Origin of the sequence: Pedococcus sp. 2YAF34 (genome assembly GCF_052114585.1) — a bacterium.
Classification (GTDB): Bacteria; Actinomycetota; Actinomycetes; order Actinomycetales; family Dermatophilaceae; genus Pedococcus.
In genome coordinates, this window is the sequence record NZ_JBFRFA010000022.1 from 16301 (window position 1) to 30957 (window position 14657).

Annotated in this window: 10 protein-coding genes; 1 reads left to right on the forward strand and 9 read right to left on the reverse strand. The window is 73.1% G+C overall.

Features of this window, described 5'->3' with window-relative positions; genetic code table 11:
- Nucleotide 1 precedes the first annotated feature (1 nt).
- From AB4Z02_RS12520 to AB4Z02_RS12560, 9 genes are all read right to left on the reverse strand, one after another.
- Nucleotides 2–1180: a thiolase family protein gene (locus AB4Z02_RS12520; protein WP_441971301.1), complete on the reverse strand. Its 1179-nt coding sequence runs from the start codon at nucleotides 1178–1180 to the stop codon at nucleotides 2–4.
- A 50-nt stretch (nucleotides 1181–1230) separates the two neighbouring features.
- Nucleotides 1231–2331: a 1,2-phenylacetyl-CoA epoxidase subunit PaaE gene (gene paaE / locus AB4Z02_RS12525; protein WP_082589964.1), complete on the reverse strand. Its 1101-nt coding sequence runs from the start codon at nucleotides 2329–2331 to the stop codon at nucleotides 1231–1233.
- The gene (gene paaD, locus AB4Z02_RS12530) at nucleotides 2332–2859 is read right to left on the reverse strand and encodes a 1,2-phenylacetyl-CoA epoxidase subunit PaaD (protein WP_441971303.1); all 528 of its coding nucleotides are present in this window, start codon (nucleotides 2857–2859) and stop codon (nucleotides 2332–2334) included. It lies immediately after the preceding gene.
- Between the two features lie 2 nt (nucleotides 2860–2861).
- A complete protein-coding gene (paaC, locus tag AB4Z02_RS12535; protein ID WP_441971305.1) occupies nucleotides 2862–3821 on the reverse strand; it encodes a 1,2-phenylacetyl-CoA epoxidase subunit PaaC in 960 nt (319 codons plus the stop codon).
- Between the two features lie 7 nt (nucleotides 3822–3828).
- Entirely contained in the window at nucleotides 3829–4167 is a 339-nt protein-coding gene (gene paaB / locus AB4Z02_RS12540) for a 1,2-phenylacetyl-CoA epoxidase subunit PaaB (protein WP_082589966.1), read from the reverse strand.
- Nucleotides 4164–5138: a 1,2-phenylacetyl-CoA epoxidase subunit PaaA gene (gene paaA / locus AB4Z02_RS12545; protein ID WP_441971307.1), complete on the reverse strand. Its 975-nt coding sequence runs from the start codon at nucleotides 5136–5138 to the stop codon at nucleotides 4164–4166. Before paaA ends, paaB begins: the two co-directional genes overlap by 4 nt.
- A gap of 279 nt (nucleotides 5139–5417) precedes the next feature.
- Nucleotides 5418–6842: a tryptophan-rich sensory protein gene (locus AB4Z02_RS12550; RefSeq protein ID WP_441971309.1), complete on the reverse strand. Its 1425-nt coding sequence runs from the start codon at nucleotides 6840–6842 to the stop codon at nucleotides 5418–5420.
- A 4-nt stretch (nucleotides 6843–6846) separates the two neighbouring features.
- Nucleotides 6847–7569: a CPBP family intramembrane glutamic endopeptidase gene (locus AB4Z02_RS12555; RefSeq protein ID WP_441971311.1), complete on the reverse strand. Its 723-nt coding sequence runs from the start codon at nucleotides 7567–7569 to the stop codon at nucleotides 6847–6849.
- Nucleotides 7566–8999 (reverse strand): cryptochrome/photolyase family protein, encoded by a 1434-nt coding sequence (locus tag AB4Z02_RS12560; RefSeq protein ID WP_441971312.1) that lies wholly within the window; start codon nucleotides 8997–8999, stop codon nucleotides 7566–7568. Before AB4Z02_RS12560 ends, AB4Z02_RS12555 begins: the two co-directional genes overlap by 4 nt.
- 143 nt (nucleotides 9000–9142) lie before the next feature.
- Here AB4Z02_RS12560 and AB4Z02_RS12565 point away from each other — a divergent pair, with 143 nt between their 5' ends.
- Entirely contained in the window at nucleotides 9143–14656 is a 5514-nt protein-coding gene (locus AB4Z02_RS12565) for an ATP-binding protein (protein ID WP_441971314.1), read from the forward strand.
- Nucleotide 14657 lies beyond the last annotated feature (1 nt).

The following is a 14657-nucleotide window of genomic DNA, read 5'->3' on the forward strand; positions in this document are numbered from 1 at the left end:
GTCAGGCCCTCTCGACCAGGAGTGCGGCGCCCTGGCCCACGCCGACGCACAGGGTCGCCAACCCGCGGCGACCTCCTTCGCGCTCGAGCCGGCCGAGCAGGGTGAGCAGGATGCGGGTGCCCGAGGCGCCGAGCGGGTGGCCGAGCGCGATGGCACCGCCGTCGGCGTTGACGACCTCCTCGTCGAGACCGAGGTCGCGGATGCAGGCGAGCGACTGCGACGCGAACGCCTCGTTGAGCTCGACGGCGTCGAGGTCCCCGACGGACCAGCCGGCCCGGTCTAGGGCCTTGTGCGTGGCCGGCACGGGGCCGATGCCCATGACCTCGGGCGCCACCCCGGCGCTCGCCGACGCGACGAGGCGGGCGCGCGGCTGCAGGCCGTGGCGGGCGACGAACGCCTCGCTGGCCACGACGACCGCGGCGGCACCGTCGTTGAGCGAGCTGGCGTTGCCGGCGGTCACCAGGCCCTGCGGGTGGTTGACCGGGCGGAGCTTCGCGAGACGCTCGAGCGAGGTGTCGGCACGTGGCCCCTCGTCGACGGAGAACTCACCGTCGCCCACCGGGACCGCGACGATCTCGTCGGCGAAGCGTCCCGCCTCGATGGCCGCCACCGCCCGCTGGTGCGACCGCAGGGCGAACGCGTCGAGCTCGCCGCGCGTCAGCCCCCAGCGCTCGGCGACGACCTCGGCGGTCTGCGGCATCGACAGCGTCGTGTCGGCGTCGAACCTCGGGTTGGTGAAGCGCCAGCCGATCGAGGTGTCGAACGTCGCGCCCGGGCGGGCAAAGGCCTTCGTCGGCTTCTCGGTGACCCACGGCGCGCGCGTCATCGACTCGACCCCGCCGGCGACCACGAGGTCCGCGTCGCCCGAGGCGACCATCTGGCGGGCCGTCGCGACGGCGGTCAGGCCGGAGGCGCAGAGCCGGTTGACCGTGAACCCCGGCACCGACTGCGGCAGCCCGGCGAGCAGCAGCGCCATGCGGGCGACGTTGCGGTTGTCCTCACCCGCCTGGTTGGCGGCGCCGAGGACCACCTCGTCGACCAGCTCGGGGTCGACGCCGGCACGCTGCACGGCCTCGCGCACGACGAGGGCCGCGAGGTCGTCGGGGCGCACGGTCGCCAGCCCACCGGCATACCGGCCGATCGGGGTGCGGGCTCCGTCGAGGAGGAAGGCCTCGGTCACAGGGGTGCTCCTTGGCGGGGTGGGGTGCGTGGTGGGCGGGGAGGGGAAGGTCAGGCGTCGAAGTCGACGGTGACGGTGTCGCTGACGGGGTGGCTCTGGCAGGTGAGGACGAAGCCCTGCTCCACCTCGCGCTGCTCGAGGGCGTAGTTGCGGCGCATGTCGACCTCACCCTCGCGCACCAGGGCGCGGCAGGTGCCGCAGACGCCGCCCTTGCAGGCGAACGGCACGTCCGTGCGGGTCGCCTGGGCGGAGTCGAGTATGGAGCGTCCGCGCGGCATGGGGGTGGTCGAGCTGACGCCGTCGAGGACGACCGTGACGTCGCTGGTCTCACCCTCGACGACCGCGTCGGCCCGGTGCAGCTCCGGCGGCGGCTCGTCGACGTAGAACAGCTCGAAGTGGACCTTGTCGGCGGGGACGTCGAGCTCGATGAGCACCTCGCGGGCCGACTCGATCATCGCCAGCGGTCCGCAGAGCCAGACGTGGTCGACGTCGTGGACGGGCACGAGGACGTCGAAGAGCCGGCGCAGGCGGTCGGCGTCGAGGCGCCCGGAGAACAGCTCGACGTCGCGGGGCTCGCGGGACAGCACGTGCACGAGCTGGAAGCGGCTGCCGTGGCGGTTCTTGAGGTCGGCGAGCTCCTCGGCGAACATCACCGACGCCGTCGTGCGGTTGCCGTAGAGGAGGGTCACCTCGGTCTCGGGGTTGGCGAGCACGGTGCTCGCGATCGACAGCATCGGCGTGATGCCGGACCCCGCCGCGATGCACAGGTGTCGCCCGCCCTCGTCGGGGTCGGCGCGGAACGTGCCGTGCGGCGTCTGCACCTCGACCTCGTCGCCGGGGCGCAGCTCGTGCAGCAACCACTGGGAGAACAGGCCGCCCGGGATCTCACGCACGCCGATGCGAGGACGGTCACCGACGGTGGCACAGATGGAGTAGGTGCGGCGGTGCTCGACGCCGTCGACGTAGCGGCGCAGGGTCAGGGACTGTCCGGCGGCGAAGGCGTAGGCCTCGGCAAGATCGCCCGGGACCTCGAACGAGACGGCGGCAGCGTCGTCGGTCAACGGCTCGACGCTGTGGACGGTGAGGGTGTGGAACGTGGGGGCGGCGCGGCGGGGCTTCTTGAGCAGCAGCGAGGGGGCGGCCGAGGTCACTCAGATCTCCTTGACGTGCTCGAAGGGCTCGAGGCAGCTGGTGCACCGGTAGAGCGCCTTGCAGGCCGTGGGCCCGAACTCAGAGGTCAGCTCGGTGTGCGCGGAACCGCAACGGGGACAGGCGATCTCGCGCCGTGTGGGCATCAGGGACAGGGCGACCGGGCCACTGCGGGCAGGCGCTCGACCGGGCGCGGACAGGCCGTGCTCGGCCAGGGAGCGGCGGCCGCGCTCGGTGATCCAGTCGCTCGACCACGCGGGGGTCAGGGAGACCCGGACCGTGGCACCAGGCAGGCCGGCGTCCTGCAGCGAGCGGACGAGGTCGTCGCGCATCGTGGCCATGGCCGGGCACCCGGTGTAGGTGGGCGTGATCGAGACGATGACGTGCCCGCGCTCGTCGGCCTCCACCGCGCGCAGGACGCCGAGGTCCTCCAGCGTCAGCATCGGCATCTCGGGGTCGGTCACGGTACGCGCGACGGCAAAGGCCTTGTCCTGCAGCGCCGCTCGGTCGACGGCGGTGGTCGTCGACACCGTCACCACCGGCCCATCGGGTGGGCACGCGCGACCACCTGCATCTCCGCGAGCAGCAGGCTCAGCGCCTCGGTGTGCAGGCCGTCACGGCCCTGCCGACCCTGCACACCGGCCAACGCAGCCTGGGTCGGCTGCTCGACGCCGCTGACGGCGAACACCTGGGCCAGCACCACGGCCACGTCGTCGGCCGTGGTGGCCGGGTCGACGCCGACGGCGGCCGCGGCGACCCGGCGCTCGACCTCGTGGGTCGCGAACAGCTCGGCCTGCAGCGGCCACACCACGGCCAGGGCGGCCTCGAGGCGCCGCCGGGACTCCTCGGTGCCCCGCGCGAGGGTCAGGAACCAGCGCCCCGCGTAGTCGCGGTGGTAGGTCAGCTCCTTCACGCCCTTGGCGGCAACGGCGGCCAGCACGTGGTCGCTGCTCGTGGCCAGGCGCTCGAGCAGCGCGAGCCGGGCGGTCGCGAAGACGAGGAGCTTGACGATGGTGACGGCGAAGTCGCCGTTGTCGGTCTCGACCAGCCGCACGTTGCGGAACTCGCCCGACTCGCGGAAGAACGCCAAGGCGTCCTCCGGCGGCACGGGCGACCCCTCGGGGAGCGCCGGGACCAGGGTCGGGTCGGCTGCCGCCGCGCGGGCCAGCAGCAGCCGCGCCTGCCCGAGCAGGTCGAGCGCGATGTTGGCCAGCGCGATGTCCTCCTCGAGGTCGGGCGCCCGGCTGGTCCACTGCGACAGCCGCTGCGAGGCGATGAGCGCGTCGTCGGCGAGCATCAGGCAGTAGGTGGCGAGGTCGTGGGCGTCGACGCCCTCGGGGATGGTCGTGTCGACGCCGGCGAGCGGGTCCTCGAAGTCGGTGCCGAAGGCCCAGTGCGAGGGGTCGCCGCCGAGCAGCCCGTGGTAGACGGAGCCGTGGGCGTCGGAGGGGTCGGGGGCGGGGTGCGAGGCGGGCTCGACGTGGTCGGTCATCGCTGCCTCACATGTGGGGGACGTTGTCGGGGATCTCGTAGAACGTCGGGTGCCGGTAGACCTTGTCGTTGCTCGGCGCGAACATCGGGTCCTTCTCGTCCGGGCTCGACGCGGCGATGTCCTTCGACTGCACCACCCAGATGCTCACGCCCTCGTTGCGCCGCGTGTAGACGTCACGAGCGTGACGCAGCGCCATGTCGTCGTCGGCGGCGTGCAGGGAGCCGACGTGCACGTGGTTGAGCCCGCGTTTGCCGCGCACGAACACCTCGTACAGCGGCCACTCGGCCCGCACGCCCCCGGTCCCGCTGCCGGGCACGGCCTGCGAGGGGCCCTGTTCCGCGCTCATGCGGCACCCCCGGCGGTCGCCATGGCGGCCTGCTTCGCGGCGTACGCGGTGGCGGCCTCGCGCACCCACGCACCGTCCTCGTGCGCCTTGCGGCGGTGGGCGATCCGCTGGGTGTTGCACGGGCCGTTGCCCTTGACGACCTGCATGAATTCGTCCCAGTCGGGCTGGCCGAAGTCGTGGTGGCCGCGCTCGGGGTTCCAGCGCAGCTCGGGGTCGGGGAAGGTCACGCCCAGCGCCTGCGCCTGCGGCACCGACATGTCGACGAACCGCTGGCGCAGGTCGTCGTTGCTGTTGCGCTTGATGCCCCACGCCATCGACTGCGCCGAGTTGGGCGACTCGTCGTCCGGCGGCCCGAACATCATCAGCGCCGGCCACCAGAAGCGGTTGACCGACTCCTGCACCATCGCCCGCTGCTCGTCGGTGCCGCGCATCATCGTCATGAGCAGCTCGTAGCCCTGCCGCTGGTGGAAGGACTCCTCCTTGCAGATGCGGATCATCGCGCGGCCGTAGGGGCCGAACGACGTGCGGCACAGCGGCACCTGGTTGCAGATCGCGGCACCGTCGACGAGCCAGCCGATGGTGCCCACGTCGGCGTAGGTCAGCGTCGGGTAGTTGAAGATCGAGGAGTACTTCTGGGCCCCCGAGATGAGCTTCTCGGTGAGCTCGCCGCGGCTGACCCCGAGGGTCTCGCAGGCGGAGTACAGGTAGAGCCCGTGGCCCGCCTCGTCCTGCACCTTCGCGAGCAGGATCGCCTTGCGGCGCAACGAGGGAGCGCGTCCGATCCAGCTGCCCTCGGGCTGCATGCCGATGATCTCGGAGTGCGCGTGCTGGGCGACCTGGCGGACCAGGGTCCGGCGGTAGCCCTCGGGCATCCAGTCACGCGGCTCGATCCGGTCGCCGTGCCCGATGGTCGCGTCGAAGCCGGCCTGCAGCGGGTCGGTGCCTGCGGTGTCGGTGGCGGTGTCGGTCATGCGTCCTCCACGGGGCTGGTGACGGGGCTGGAGTCGGGGCGCGCAGCCAATTACTGACCGAACGGTTGGTAATAGTTTCTCAGGGTGTGCCCACCCTTGGCAACCACGGCGTGCCCCCAAGAGCCGGCCCACGTCGCACCCGCTCCCTGAGTGAGCGCGAAATGTCGATTCGCGGACGCCATACCGACACTTCGCGCTCACTGAACGGGGTGAGGAGAGTCGGCACAGGCCCGCGGCGTCGGCCCCGGAGGGCCTGCGCGGGTAGGGCCCGCGGGAGGGTCAGCGGCGGCGGCCCCGCCGGTTCTTGGCGGCGATCGTGCCGGACAGCACCGTCGCGAACCCGCACCAGGCGGCGTACGCCCCGACGGCCACGGCCTTGCCTCGCCCGGCTGCGCCCGCGCGGCGTGCGAGGTCGGCCGAGGAGAGGGTGAGGACCGCGCACTCGGCGGTCGCGAGCCAGGGGCGCTTCGCGCGGAAGAACAAGCCCGTCCAGGCGGTGTTGAGCGCCATGTTGAGGGCCAGGGCCTGCTCGAGCTGCCTTGCCTCGCCCTCGCGGCCCGACTCGGCGAGGTAGGAGGAGGACACGGCGCTGACCAGGGCGACGTCGGCGTACAGGCCGGTCCAGACGACGGGGAACGCCGCCGGCGGCGGCTCCCACGAGGGCTTGTCGAGCTTGCGGTACCAGCGTGAGGCCGGGTCGGTGAGGACCGAGCCGGTGACGGCGGCCGCCCCGACCATGGCGCTCGTGCGGGCGAGGGTACGGCGCCAGCGGAACGGGTCGATGCCGCGGTTGGCGGCACGGATCGCGTCCTCGAAGGAGGTGCGTCCACCGGGCGGCGGACCGGTGACGTCGACGATGTCCTGCTCGCGACATACCGCCTCGTGCACGAGGCTGCCGATCAGGGGCCGGCCGATGCCGCGGGAGATCGGGGTGACGATGTCGATCCACAGCCCGGCGAGGCGAGGCGTCAGGACGGGCACGGTGGTGATGAAGCGACGCCCCAGCCCGACGATCTCGGCGTAGCGCTGCATCATCTCGGCGTAGGTGAGGACCTCGGGGCCACCGATGTCGAACGTCCGGTTGACCTCTGGCCCCATCTCGGCAGAGCCGGCGAGGTAGTGGACGACGTCGTCGACCGCGATCGGCTGGATCCGGTTGCGGAGCCAGCGGGGCGCGACCACGGCCGGCAGCCGCTCGGTGAGGTGGCGCAGCATGTCGAACGACGCCGAGCCGTCCCCGAGCACGATCCCCGCCTGGAGCACGGTGGCGGGCACGGTGCCGGCCAGGAAGATGTCGCCGACCTCGACCCGTGAGGCCAGGTGGTCGGAGAGCCGGCCCTCCGGGTGCAGGCCGCTGAGGTAGACCACCCGGCCCACCCCGGCGTCGGCCGCGGCCTGGGCGAAGGTCCGGGCCATGGAGCGGTCGCGCTCCATGAAGTCGCCCTTGCCGTCCATCGAGTGCAGCAGGTAGTAGGCGACGTCGACGCCCTCCATGGCGCGGCGGCAGTCCTCCGCCGAGGTCGCGTCGCCCTCGACCGCCTCCACGTCGTGGGCCCACGGCTTGCGGTCCAGGCCGCGGCGGCTGCGCGTGAGGACCCGCACCGTCCAGCCGCGCTCGAGCAGCGCCGGGACGAGGACGCCGCCCACGTAGCCGGTGGCGCCGGTGACCAGGACCGTGCGGGAGGTGCCGGAGGATGAGGGCATGCGATCAGCTTCCTGACGAGAGGACGAGGGGGAGGAGCAGGAGCATCCCGAGGGACCACGTGAGGTGGGTGACCATCGGGCCGAGGATGCCGCCGGTGACCCGGCGCTGCAGGCCGGTGAGGACCCCGAGCAACGCGGCGGCCAGGACGAGCAGCGGTATCCCGGAGCCGACGGTCGTCAGGGCGTAGACGACGGTCGTGACGAGGACGGCGTGCCGTCGGCCGACGGCGGCGTACAGGGCGCCGCGGAAGTAGAGCTCCTCGGCGATGCCGTTGACGGCGGTGATGGCCGCCACGAGGGACAGCGACCCGAGCCGGGCGTGGTCGAGCAGGTGGGTGACGGGGTCGCGCAGCGGGGGGATGTGCGCGATGACGAACCCGCCGAGCAGGAACACCGTGAGCAGGATCGCGCCCAGGGCCAGGGACTGCACCAGGGGCCGGGCGTCGCCGCCGGAGCGGGTGCGGGCGCGGCCGAGGTGCAGCGGTCCGGACACCAGCGCCCCGACGGTCCAGATGGCCGCCAGCGCGACGGTGGCGCCGTAGAACAGGGGGTCGCCCGGTGGGATGCGCAGCGCGAGCGTGAGCACCGCGCTGCCGACGACGAGCGTGAGCACGGCGACGACCCGGCGGYGGCGGAAGGCGGCGTCGGACTCGGTGTGGTCGCGGGGGACGGGGGTGACCAGGGCGGCCCGGACGAACGAGCGGACCTCGGCGACGGGGTCGATCACGACGACCCCGACCCCGACTCCGTACCGCCCGACCCCGAACCGCCCGACCCCGCACCGCCCCGCACCGCGTCGTAACGGCGCAGGGCCTCCAGGCGCTCCTCGGCGTGGTCGACGACGCGCTCGGGGTAGTCGTGGTCGTAGCCGGCGTCGTGCTTCCACGGCTCGTGCACGGCCTTGCCCGGGATGTGCGCCAGCTCGGGCACGTAGCGGCGGACGTAGTCGCCCTGGGGGTCGAAGCGCTGGCCCTGGGTGACGGGGTTGAACACGCGGAAGTACGGCGAGGCGTCGGTGCCGGTGCCGGCGACCCACTGCCAGCCGTGGTTGTTCGAGGCGATGTCGCCGTCGATGAGGTGGTCGAGGAAGTGGCGGGCGCCGACGGGCCACCAGACGTGCAGGTCCTTGGTGAGGAAGCTCGCGGTCACCATCCGCATCCGGTTGTGCATCCACCCCTCGGTGAGCAGCTGGCGCATCGCCGCGTCGACGACGGGGTAGCCGGTGCGCCCCTGCTTCCAGGCGTCGACGAGCTCGGGGTGGTCCTCGTAGGTCATGCCGGACAGGGCGGGCCGCAGGTCGTGCCACGACGAGCGCGGGTGGTGCCACAGGACGTCGGCGTAGAACTCGCGCCAGCACAGCTCGGTCGCGTAGGTCTGGGCCCCCTGGCCGGTGCGCCCCTTCAGCTCGGCCAGGAGCGTGCGCGGGTGCACCGCGCCGATCTTGAGGTACGGCGACATCCGCGACGTCCCGGGGTGGTCGGCCCGGTCGCGCTCGTCCTTGTAGGCCGTGACGGCCTCGTCGAGGAAGTCACGCCACCGGGCGAGACCTGCCGCCTCACCCGCCTCCGGCATCGCCGGCAGGCCGTCCACCGAGAGGGCTTCGCGCACCGTCTTCCAGCCGTCGTCGTCCGACCCCACCCGGGCCAGCGACAGGTCCTTGGGCTCGGTGCCGGGGGCCGGCCAGCCGTGGTCGCGCCAGGCGCGGCTGAACGGTGTGAACACCTTGTAGGGGTCGCCGCTGCCGTTCCGCACCGATCCGGGCCCCACGGCGTACGGCGTGCCGGTCTCGACCCAGTCCACGCCCGCCTTCCCCAGCGCGGCGGCGACCGCCTTGTCGCGGCGCACGCCTGCCGGCGTGGTCTCGCGGGAGACGTGCACCGATCCGGCGCCGACCTCCTGCACCACGGCGGGGACGACCTTCCTCGGGTCGCCGACGCGCAGGCAGAGCCGTCCGTCGTACGCCTCACGAGTGGCCTCGAGCGTTGCGGCGAGCCACGCGCGCCGTGCCGGGCCGCCGCCGTCCCACAGGGCCGGGTCGAGCACGAACAGGACCAGGACGTTGCCACCGTCGGCGGCCGAGGCGGCTGCGCCGAGGGCGGGGAGGTCGCCCCTGCGCAGGTCGCGACGGAGCCAGAGGACCGAGGCGGCGCGGGGCATGCCACCAACCCTAGGTGGGGTGGCGCGGGGATGCCTCGGCGAGCATTACTCGCGAGTCACCGACGATCGGTGGCAGGCTCGGGCCTCGGTGGCGTGCTGTCCGCGCCCCGCCCGTCGTCCGTCCGTGCTGGGAGGCCCACTCGATGTTCTCGCGCATCGCCATCGTCAACCGGGGTGAGGCTGCGATGCGGCTCATCCACGCCGTGCGCGACCTCAACGCGCAGGCCGGCGCCGGCGGGCACCACATCGAGACGGTCGCGCTGCACACCGAGGGCGAGAAGCGCGCCATGTTCGTGCGCGAGTCCGACCACGCCTACAACCTCGGCCCCGCCGCCGACCGGCCCTACCTCGACTACGCCGTGCTGGAGAAGGCGCTGCGCGAGACCGGCGCCGACGCCGCCTGGGTGGGTTGGGGCTTCGTCGCGGAGCACCCCGACTTCGCCGAGCTGTGCGGGCGCATCGGGGTGACGTTCATCGGCCCCAGCCCCGAGGCGATGCGCAAGCTCGGCGACAAGATCGGCTCCAAGCTGATCGCCGAGGAGGTCGGCGTGCCGGTGGCACCGTGGAGCCGGGGCGGCGTCGACACCCTCGAGGACGCCAAGGCCGCCGCCGCGCAGATCGGCTACCCGTTGATGCTCAAGGCGACGGCCGGCGGTGGTGGCCGCGGCATCCGCATGGTCGCCTCCGACGCCGACCTCACCGACGCCTACGAGCGCACCCGCGACGAGGCGCAGCGCGCGTTCGGCTCCGGGGTGGTCTTCCTCGAGAAGCTCGTCACCGGGGCCCGCCACGTCGAGGTCCAGGTCATCGCCGACGGGCAGGGCACCGCGTGGGCGCTGGGCGTCCGCGACTGCTCGGTCCAGCGGCGCAACCAGAAGGTCATCGAGGAGTCGGCCTCACCCGTCCTCGGGCCCGACCAGGTCGCGGAGGTCAAGACGGCCGCCGAGCGCCTCGCCGTCGCGGTCGGGTATGCCGGCGCCGGCACGGTCGAGTTCCTCTACCACCCGGGCGAGAAGTTCTTCGCCTTCCTCGAGGTCAACACCCGCCTGCAGGTCGAGCACCCCATCACCGAGGCGACGACCGACACCGACCTGGTCAAGCTGCAGATCCACGTCGCCTCCGGCGGCCGCCTCGAGGGCGAGCGGCCCGTCGAGGAGGGCCACGCCGTCGAGGCGCGGCTCAACGCCGAGGACCCCGACCGCGACTTCGCCCCCTCGCCGGGCCGGATCGCCCTGCTCAACCTCCCGGCAGGCCCCGGCATCCGGGTGGACACCGGGGTGGGGGAGGGCGACTCGATCCCCGCCGACTTCGACTCGATGATCGCCAAGATCATCGCCGTCGGTGCCGACCGGGACGAGGCGCTCGCCCGGCTGCGGCGCGCCATGTCCGAGACCACCGTCGTCATCGAGGGCGGTTCGACCAACAAGAGCTTCATCCTCGACCTGCTCGACCAGCCCGAGGTCGTCGACGGCACCGCCGACACCGGCTGGATCGACCGGGTGCGCGGCGAGGGCCGCCTCGTGTCCCACCGCCACTCCGGCGTCGCGCTCGTCGTCGCCGGCATCGAGGGCTACGAGGACGAGGAGGGCGTCGAGCGCACCCGCCTGCTCGAGACCTCCCGCGGCGGCCGGCCCCAGGTGCAGCACCGCACCGGCCGGGCGATCGACCTCAAGCTCCGCGGCACGGCGTACAAGGTGACCGTCTGGCGCATCGGGCCGCACCTCTTCCGGGTCACCGTCGTCGGCGGCGCCACCGAGCAGACCGTCGACGCCGAGCTCGACCGCCTCGACGAGTACACCAGCCGCGTCACCATCGCCGGCCGCACGCACCGCCTCATCACGGCCACCCACGGACCCGTGCAGCTCGTCGAGGTCGACGGCGTCACCCACCGGGTGTCGCGCGACGAGGGTGGCGTGCTGCGCTCACCCGCGCCGGCCCTGGTGGTCGCGACCCCCGCGAAGGTCGGGGCCGAGGTCGCCGCGGGCGCACCGGTGCTGGTGCTCGAGTCGATGAAGATGGAGACGGTGCTGCCCGCGCCGTTCGCGGCCCGGGTCAAGGAGCTGCTCGTCTCCACCGGCAGCCAGGTGGAGACGGGTGCGCCCCTGGTGCGCCTCGAGCCCCTCGGCGACGGTGACGAGGTCGCCGAGGTGGGTGCGCAGGACACGGTCGACCTCGACCTGCCCACCTCGGACGGCCGTGGCGCCGGGACGGCGGAGGTGGCCGCGCGCTCGCGTGCCGCGCTGTGCGCCATGCTCCTCGGCTACGACGTCGACCCCCGCGACGACGGCGACACCCTGCGGTCCTACCTCGGCGCCCGCGCCGAGCTGTCCGCCGCCGGCGCCTCCCAGGTCGGTGCCGAGATCTCGGTGCTCGAGGTGTTCGCCGACTTCGCCGAGCTGAGCCGCAACCGGCCCGCGGGTGAGGAGGACCACGTCGAGAACCGCGTCCACAGCCCGCGCGAGCACTTCCACACCTACCTCCAGAGCCTGGACGTCGAGCGCGGCGCCCTGCCCGAGCAGTTCCGCACCAAGCTCTCGCAGGTCCTGCGCCACTACGGGCTCGACAGCCTCGACCGGACGCCGCAGCTCGAGGAGGCGGTCTTCCGCGTGTTCCTCGCCCAGCAGCGCTCGGCCCCCGAGGTCGTCCTGGCCACGGCCCTGCTGCAGCGCTGGATCGTCGAGCCGTGCCCCGCGCCGCCGCTGGACGCCGCCGCCCGCGAGGTGCTCGACCGCCTCGTGGTCGCCACCCAGCTCCGCCACCCGGTCATCGGCGACCTCGCGCGCAGCGTGCGGTTCCGCTGGTTCGACCAGCCGCTCGTCGACGCCGACCGCGCCAGCGTGCTGGGTGGCGTGCACGACGAGCTCGCCGCGCTCGAGGGCATCCCGGGCGGGGAGGAGCGCGCCCGCCGCATCGACGCCCTGGCCGCCATCCCCGAGCAGATCGTCCGTTTCCTCGCCGACCGGCTTGAGGGCGGCGTACCGGCCCGCGAGCCCATGCTCGCCGTGCTCGTGAAGCGGCACTACCGCGACCACGAGCTCACCGGCCTGCGCGAGCTCCAGAGCGGTGACCGCCCGTTCGCCGTCGCCGACTACTCCCTCGACGGCCGGGCCACGCACCTCGTCACCACCGTGGGGCGCGTCGACGAGCTGTACCCGGGGTCCGACCTCGTGTCCGCGGTCGCGGCCCAGCTCGACGAGCGCACGTCCGGCCAGGAGGCCGTGGTCGACCTCTACCTCTCGTGGCCCGACGAGCCCGCGACCCACGACGAGGCCTCGACCCTGCTCGCCGCGCGGCTCGCGGAGCTGCCCTGGTCGCAGGAGGTACGCCGTGTGGCCGTTGCCGTCTGCCCCGGCGGTGGGCGCCCGGTCGGCTACTTCACCTTCCGTCCCGCTGACGGGGCCATGGTCGAGGACGACCTGGTCCGTGGCGTCCACCCGATGGTGGGCCGCCGCCTCAACCTGTGGCGGCTGCGCGCGTTCGACGTCACCCGGCTCGAGGCGCCCGAGGACGTGCTGCTCTACCGCTGCGTCGCCCCCGGCAACGAGTCCGACCAGCGACTGGTGGCCCTGGCCCAGGTGCGCCAGCTGGCCGTCGTGCGCGACGAGTCCGGCCGGGTCACGGCCCTGCCGCACGCCGAGCGGGCGATCGCCAACTGCCTGGAGGCGATCCGCCGTGCGCGGGCCGAGCGGGGCGCCGCCGGTGCCCGCCTCGACATGAACTACGTGTGGGTGCACATCTGGCCGCCGGTCGAGGCCGACCTGGACCAGCTGACCGCGCTGCAGGCCAAGATCTCCCCGCTCACGGCCGGCGCGGGCATCGAGGAGGTGCTCGTCCAGGGCCGCATCGCCGGCCCGGACGGCGAGAGCGCACCGCTCGCGGCCAGGTTCCACTACCAGCCGGGGTCCGGTGTCGTGACCTCCGTCGAGGAGCCCCCGGCCGACCTGCTCAAGCCCCTCGACGACTACGCGCAGAAGGTCGTGCGCGCACGCCGCCGTGGTGTCGTCTACCCGTACGAGCTGCAGGCCATGATCGCCGGTCCGGGGGGCACCGCCACCGAGTACGACCTCGACGACCGCGGCAGCCTCGTGCCGGTCGACCGCCCCTACGGCCACAACAAGGCCGGCATCATCGCGGGCGTCATCTCCAGCCCCACCGAGCGCTACCCCGAGGGCATCACCCGCGTGCTGCTCTGCGGCGACCCGCTCAAGGCGCTGGGCGCCGTCTCCGAGGCGGAGTGCACCCGGATCATCGCGGCGCTCGACCTGGCCCAGGAGATGGGCGTGCCCGTCGAGTGGTTCGCCCTGTCGGCCGGCGCCCGCATCTCCATGGACTCCGGCACCGAGAACATGGACTGGGTCGCGAGGGCGCTCAAGCGGATCGTGGAGTTCACCCAGGACGGCGGCGAGATCAACATCGTCGTCGCCGGGATCAACGTCGGCGCCCAGCCCTACTGGAACGCCGAGGCCACGATGCTCATGCACACCAAGGGCATCCTCGTCATGACTCCCGACAGCGCCATGGTGCTCACCGGCAAGCAGTCGCTGGACTTCTCCGGTGGCGTCTCCGCCGAGGACAACTTCGGCATCGGCGGCTACGACCGCGTCATGGGCCCCAACGGGCAGGCGCAGTACTGGGCGCCCGACCTCGCGGGCGCGCGCGACGTCCTCATGGCGCACTACGACCACACCTACGTCCACCCGGGCGAGGACGGTCCTCGCCGGGCCCGCACCACGGACCCGGTGGACCGCGACGTCACGAGCTACCCGCACACGCTGGCCGACTCGGGTTTCACCACGGTGGGCGACATCTTCTCCCCGGAGACCAACCCCGACCGCAAGAAGCCGTTCGACATCCGCACGCTCATGGCCGCCGTCGCCGACCAGGACCACGAGACGCTCGAGCGCTGGGCCGGCATGGCCGACGCCGAGACGGCTGTGGTGCAGGACGCACACCTCGGTGGCATCCCGGTGTGCCTGCTCGGTATCGAGTCGAAAACCGTTGCGCGGCGCGGGTTCCCGCCCACCGACGGTCCAGACACCTACACCGCCGGCACGCTCTTCCCGCGGTCGTCCAAGAAGGCGGCCCGGGCCATCAACGCGGCCAGCGGCAACCGACCCCTCGTGGTGCTCGCCAACCTGTCCGGCTTCGACGGCTCGCCCGAGTCGATGCGCAGCCTGCAGCTGGAGTACGGCGCGGAGATCGGTCGCGCGATCGTCAACTTCGACGGCCCGATCGTCTTCACGGTCGTGTCCCGCTACCACGGTGGCGCGTTCGTGGTGTTCTCCAAGGTGCTCAACCCCCGGATGACGGTGCTGGCCGTGGAGGGCTCGTTCGCCTCCGTCCTCGGAGGCGCCCCCGCCGCGGCGGTCGTGTTCTCCCGCGACGTCGACGCCCGCACGGCGTCGGACCCGCGGGTGCGCGACCTCGAGGCCGCGATGGGTGAGGCCGACCAGGCCCGCCGGGCCGAGCTGGCGACCGAGCTCGCCGAGGTCCGCACCGCTGTCCGCAGCGAGAAGCTCGGCGAGGTGGCGGCCGAGTTCGACCGGGTCCACAGCATCCACCGCGCCGTCTCGGTCGGGTCGGTCGACGCGGTCATCTCCCCGCAGGAGCTGCGGCCGCGGATCATCGCGGCGATCGAGGCCGGCCTGAAGGGCTGAC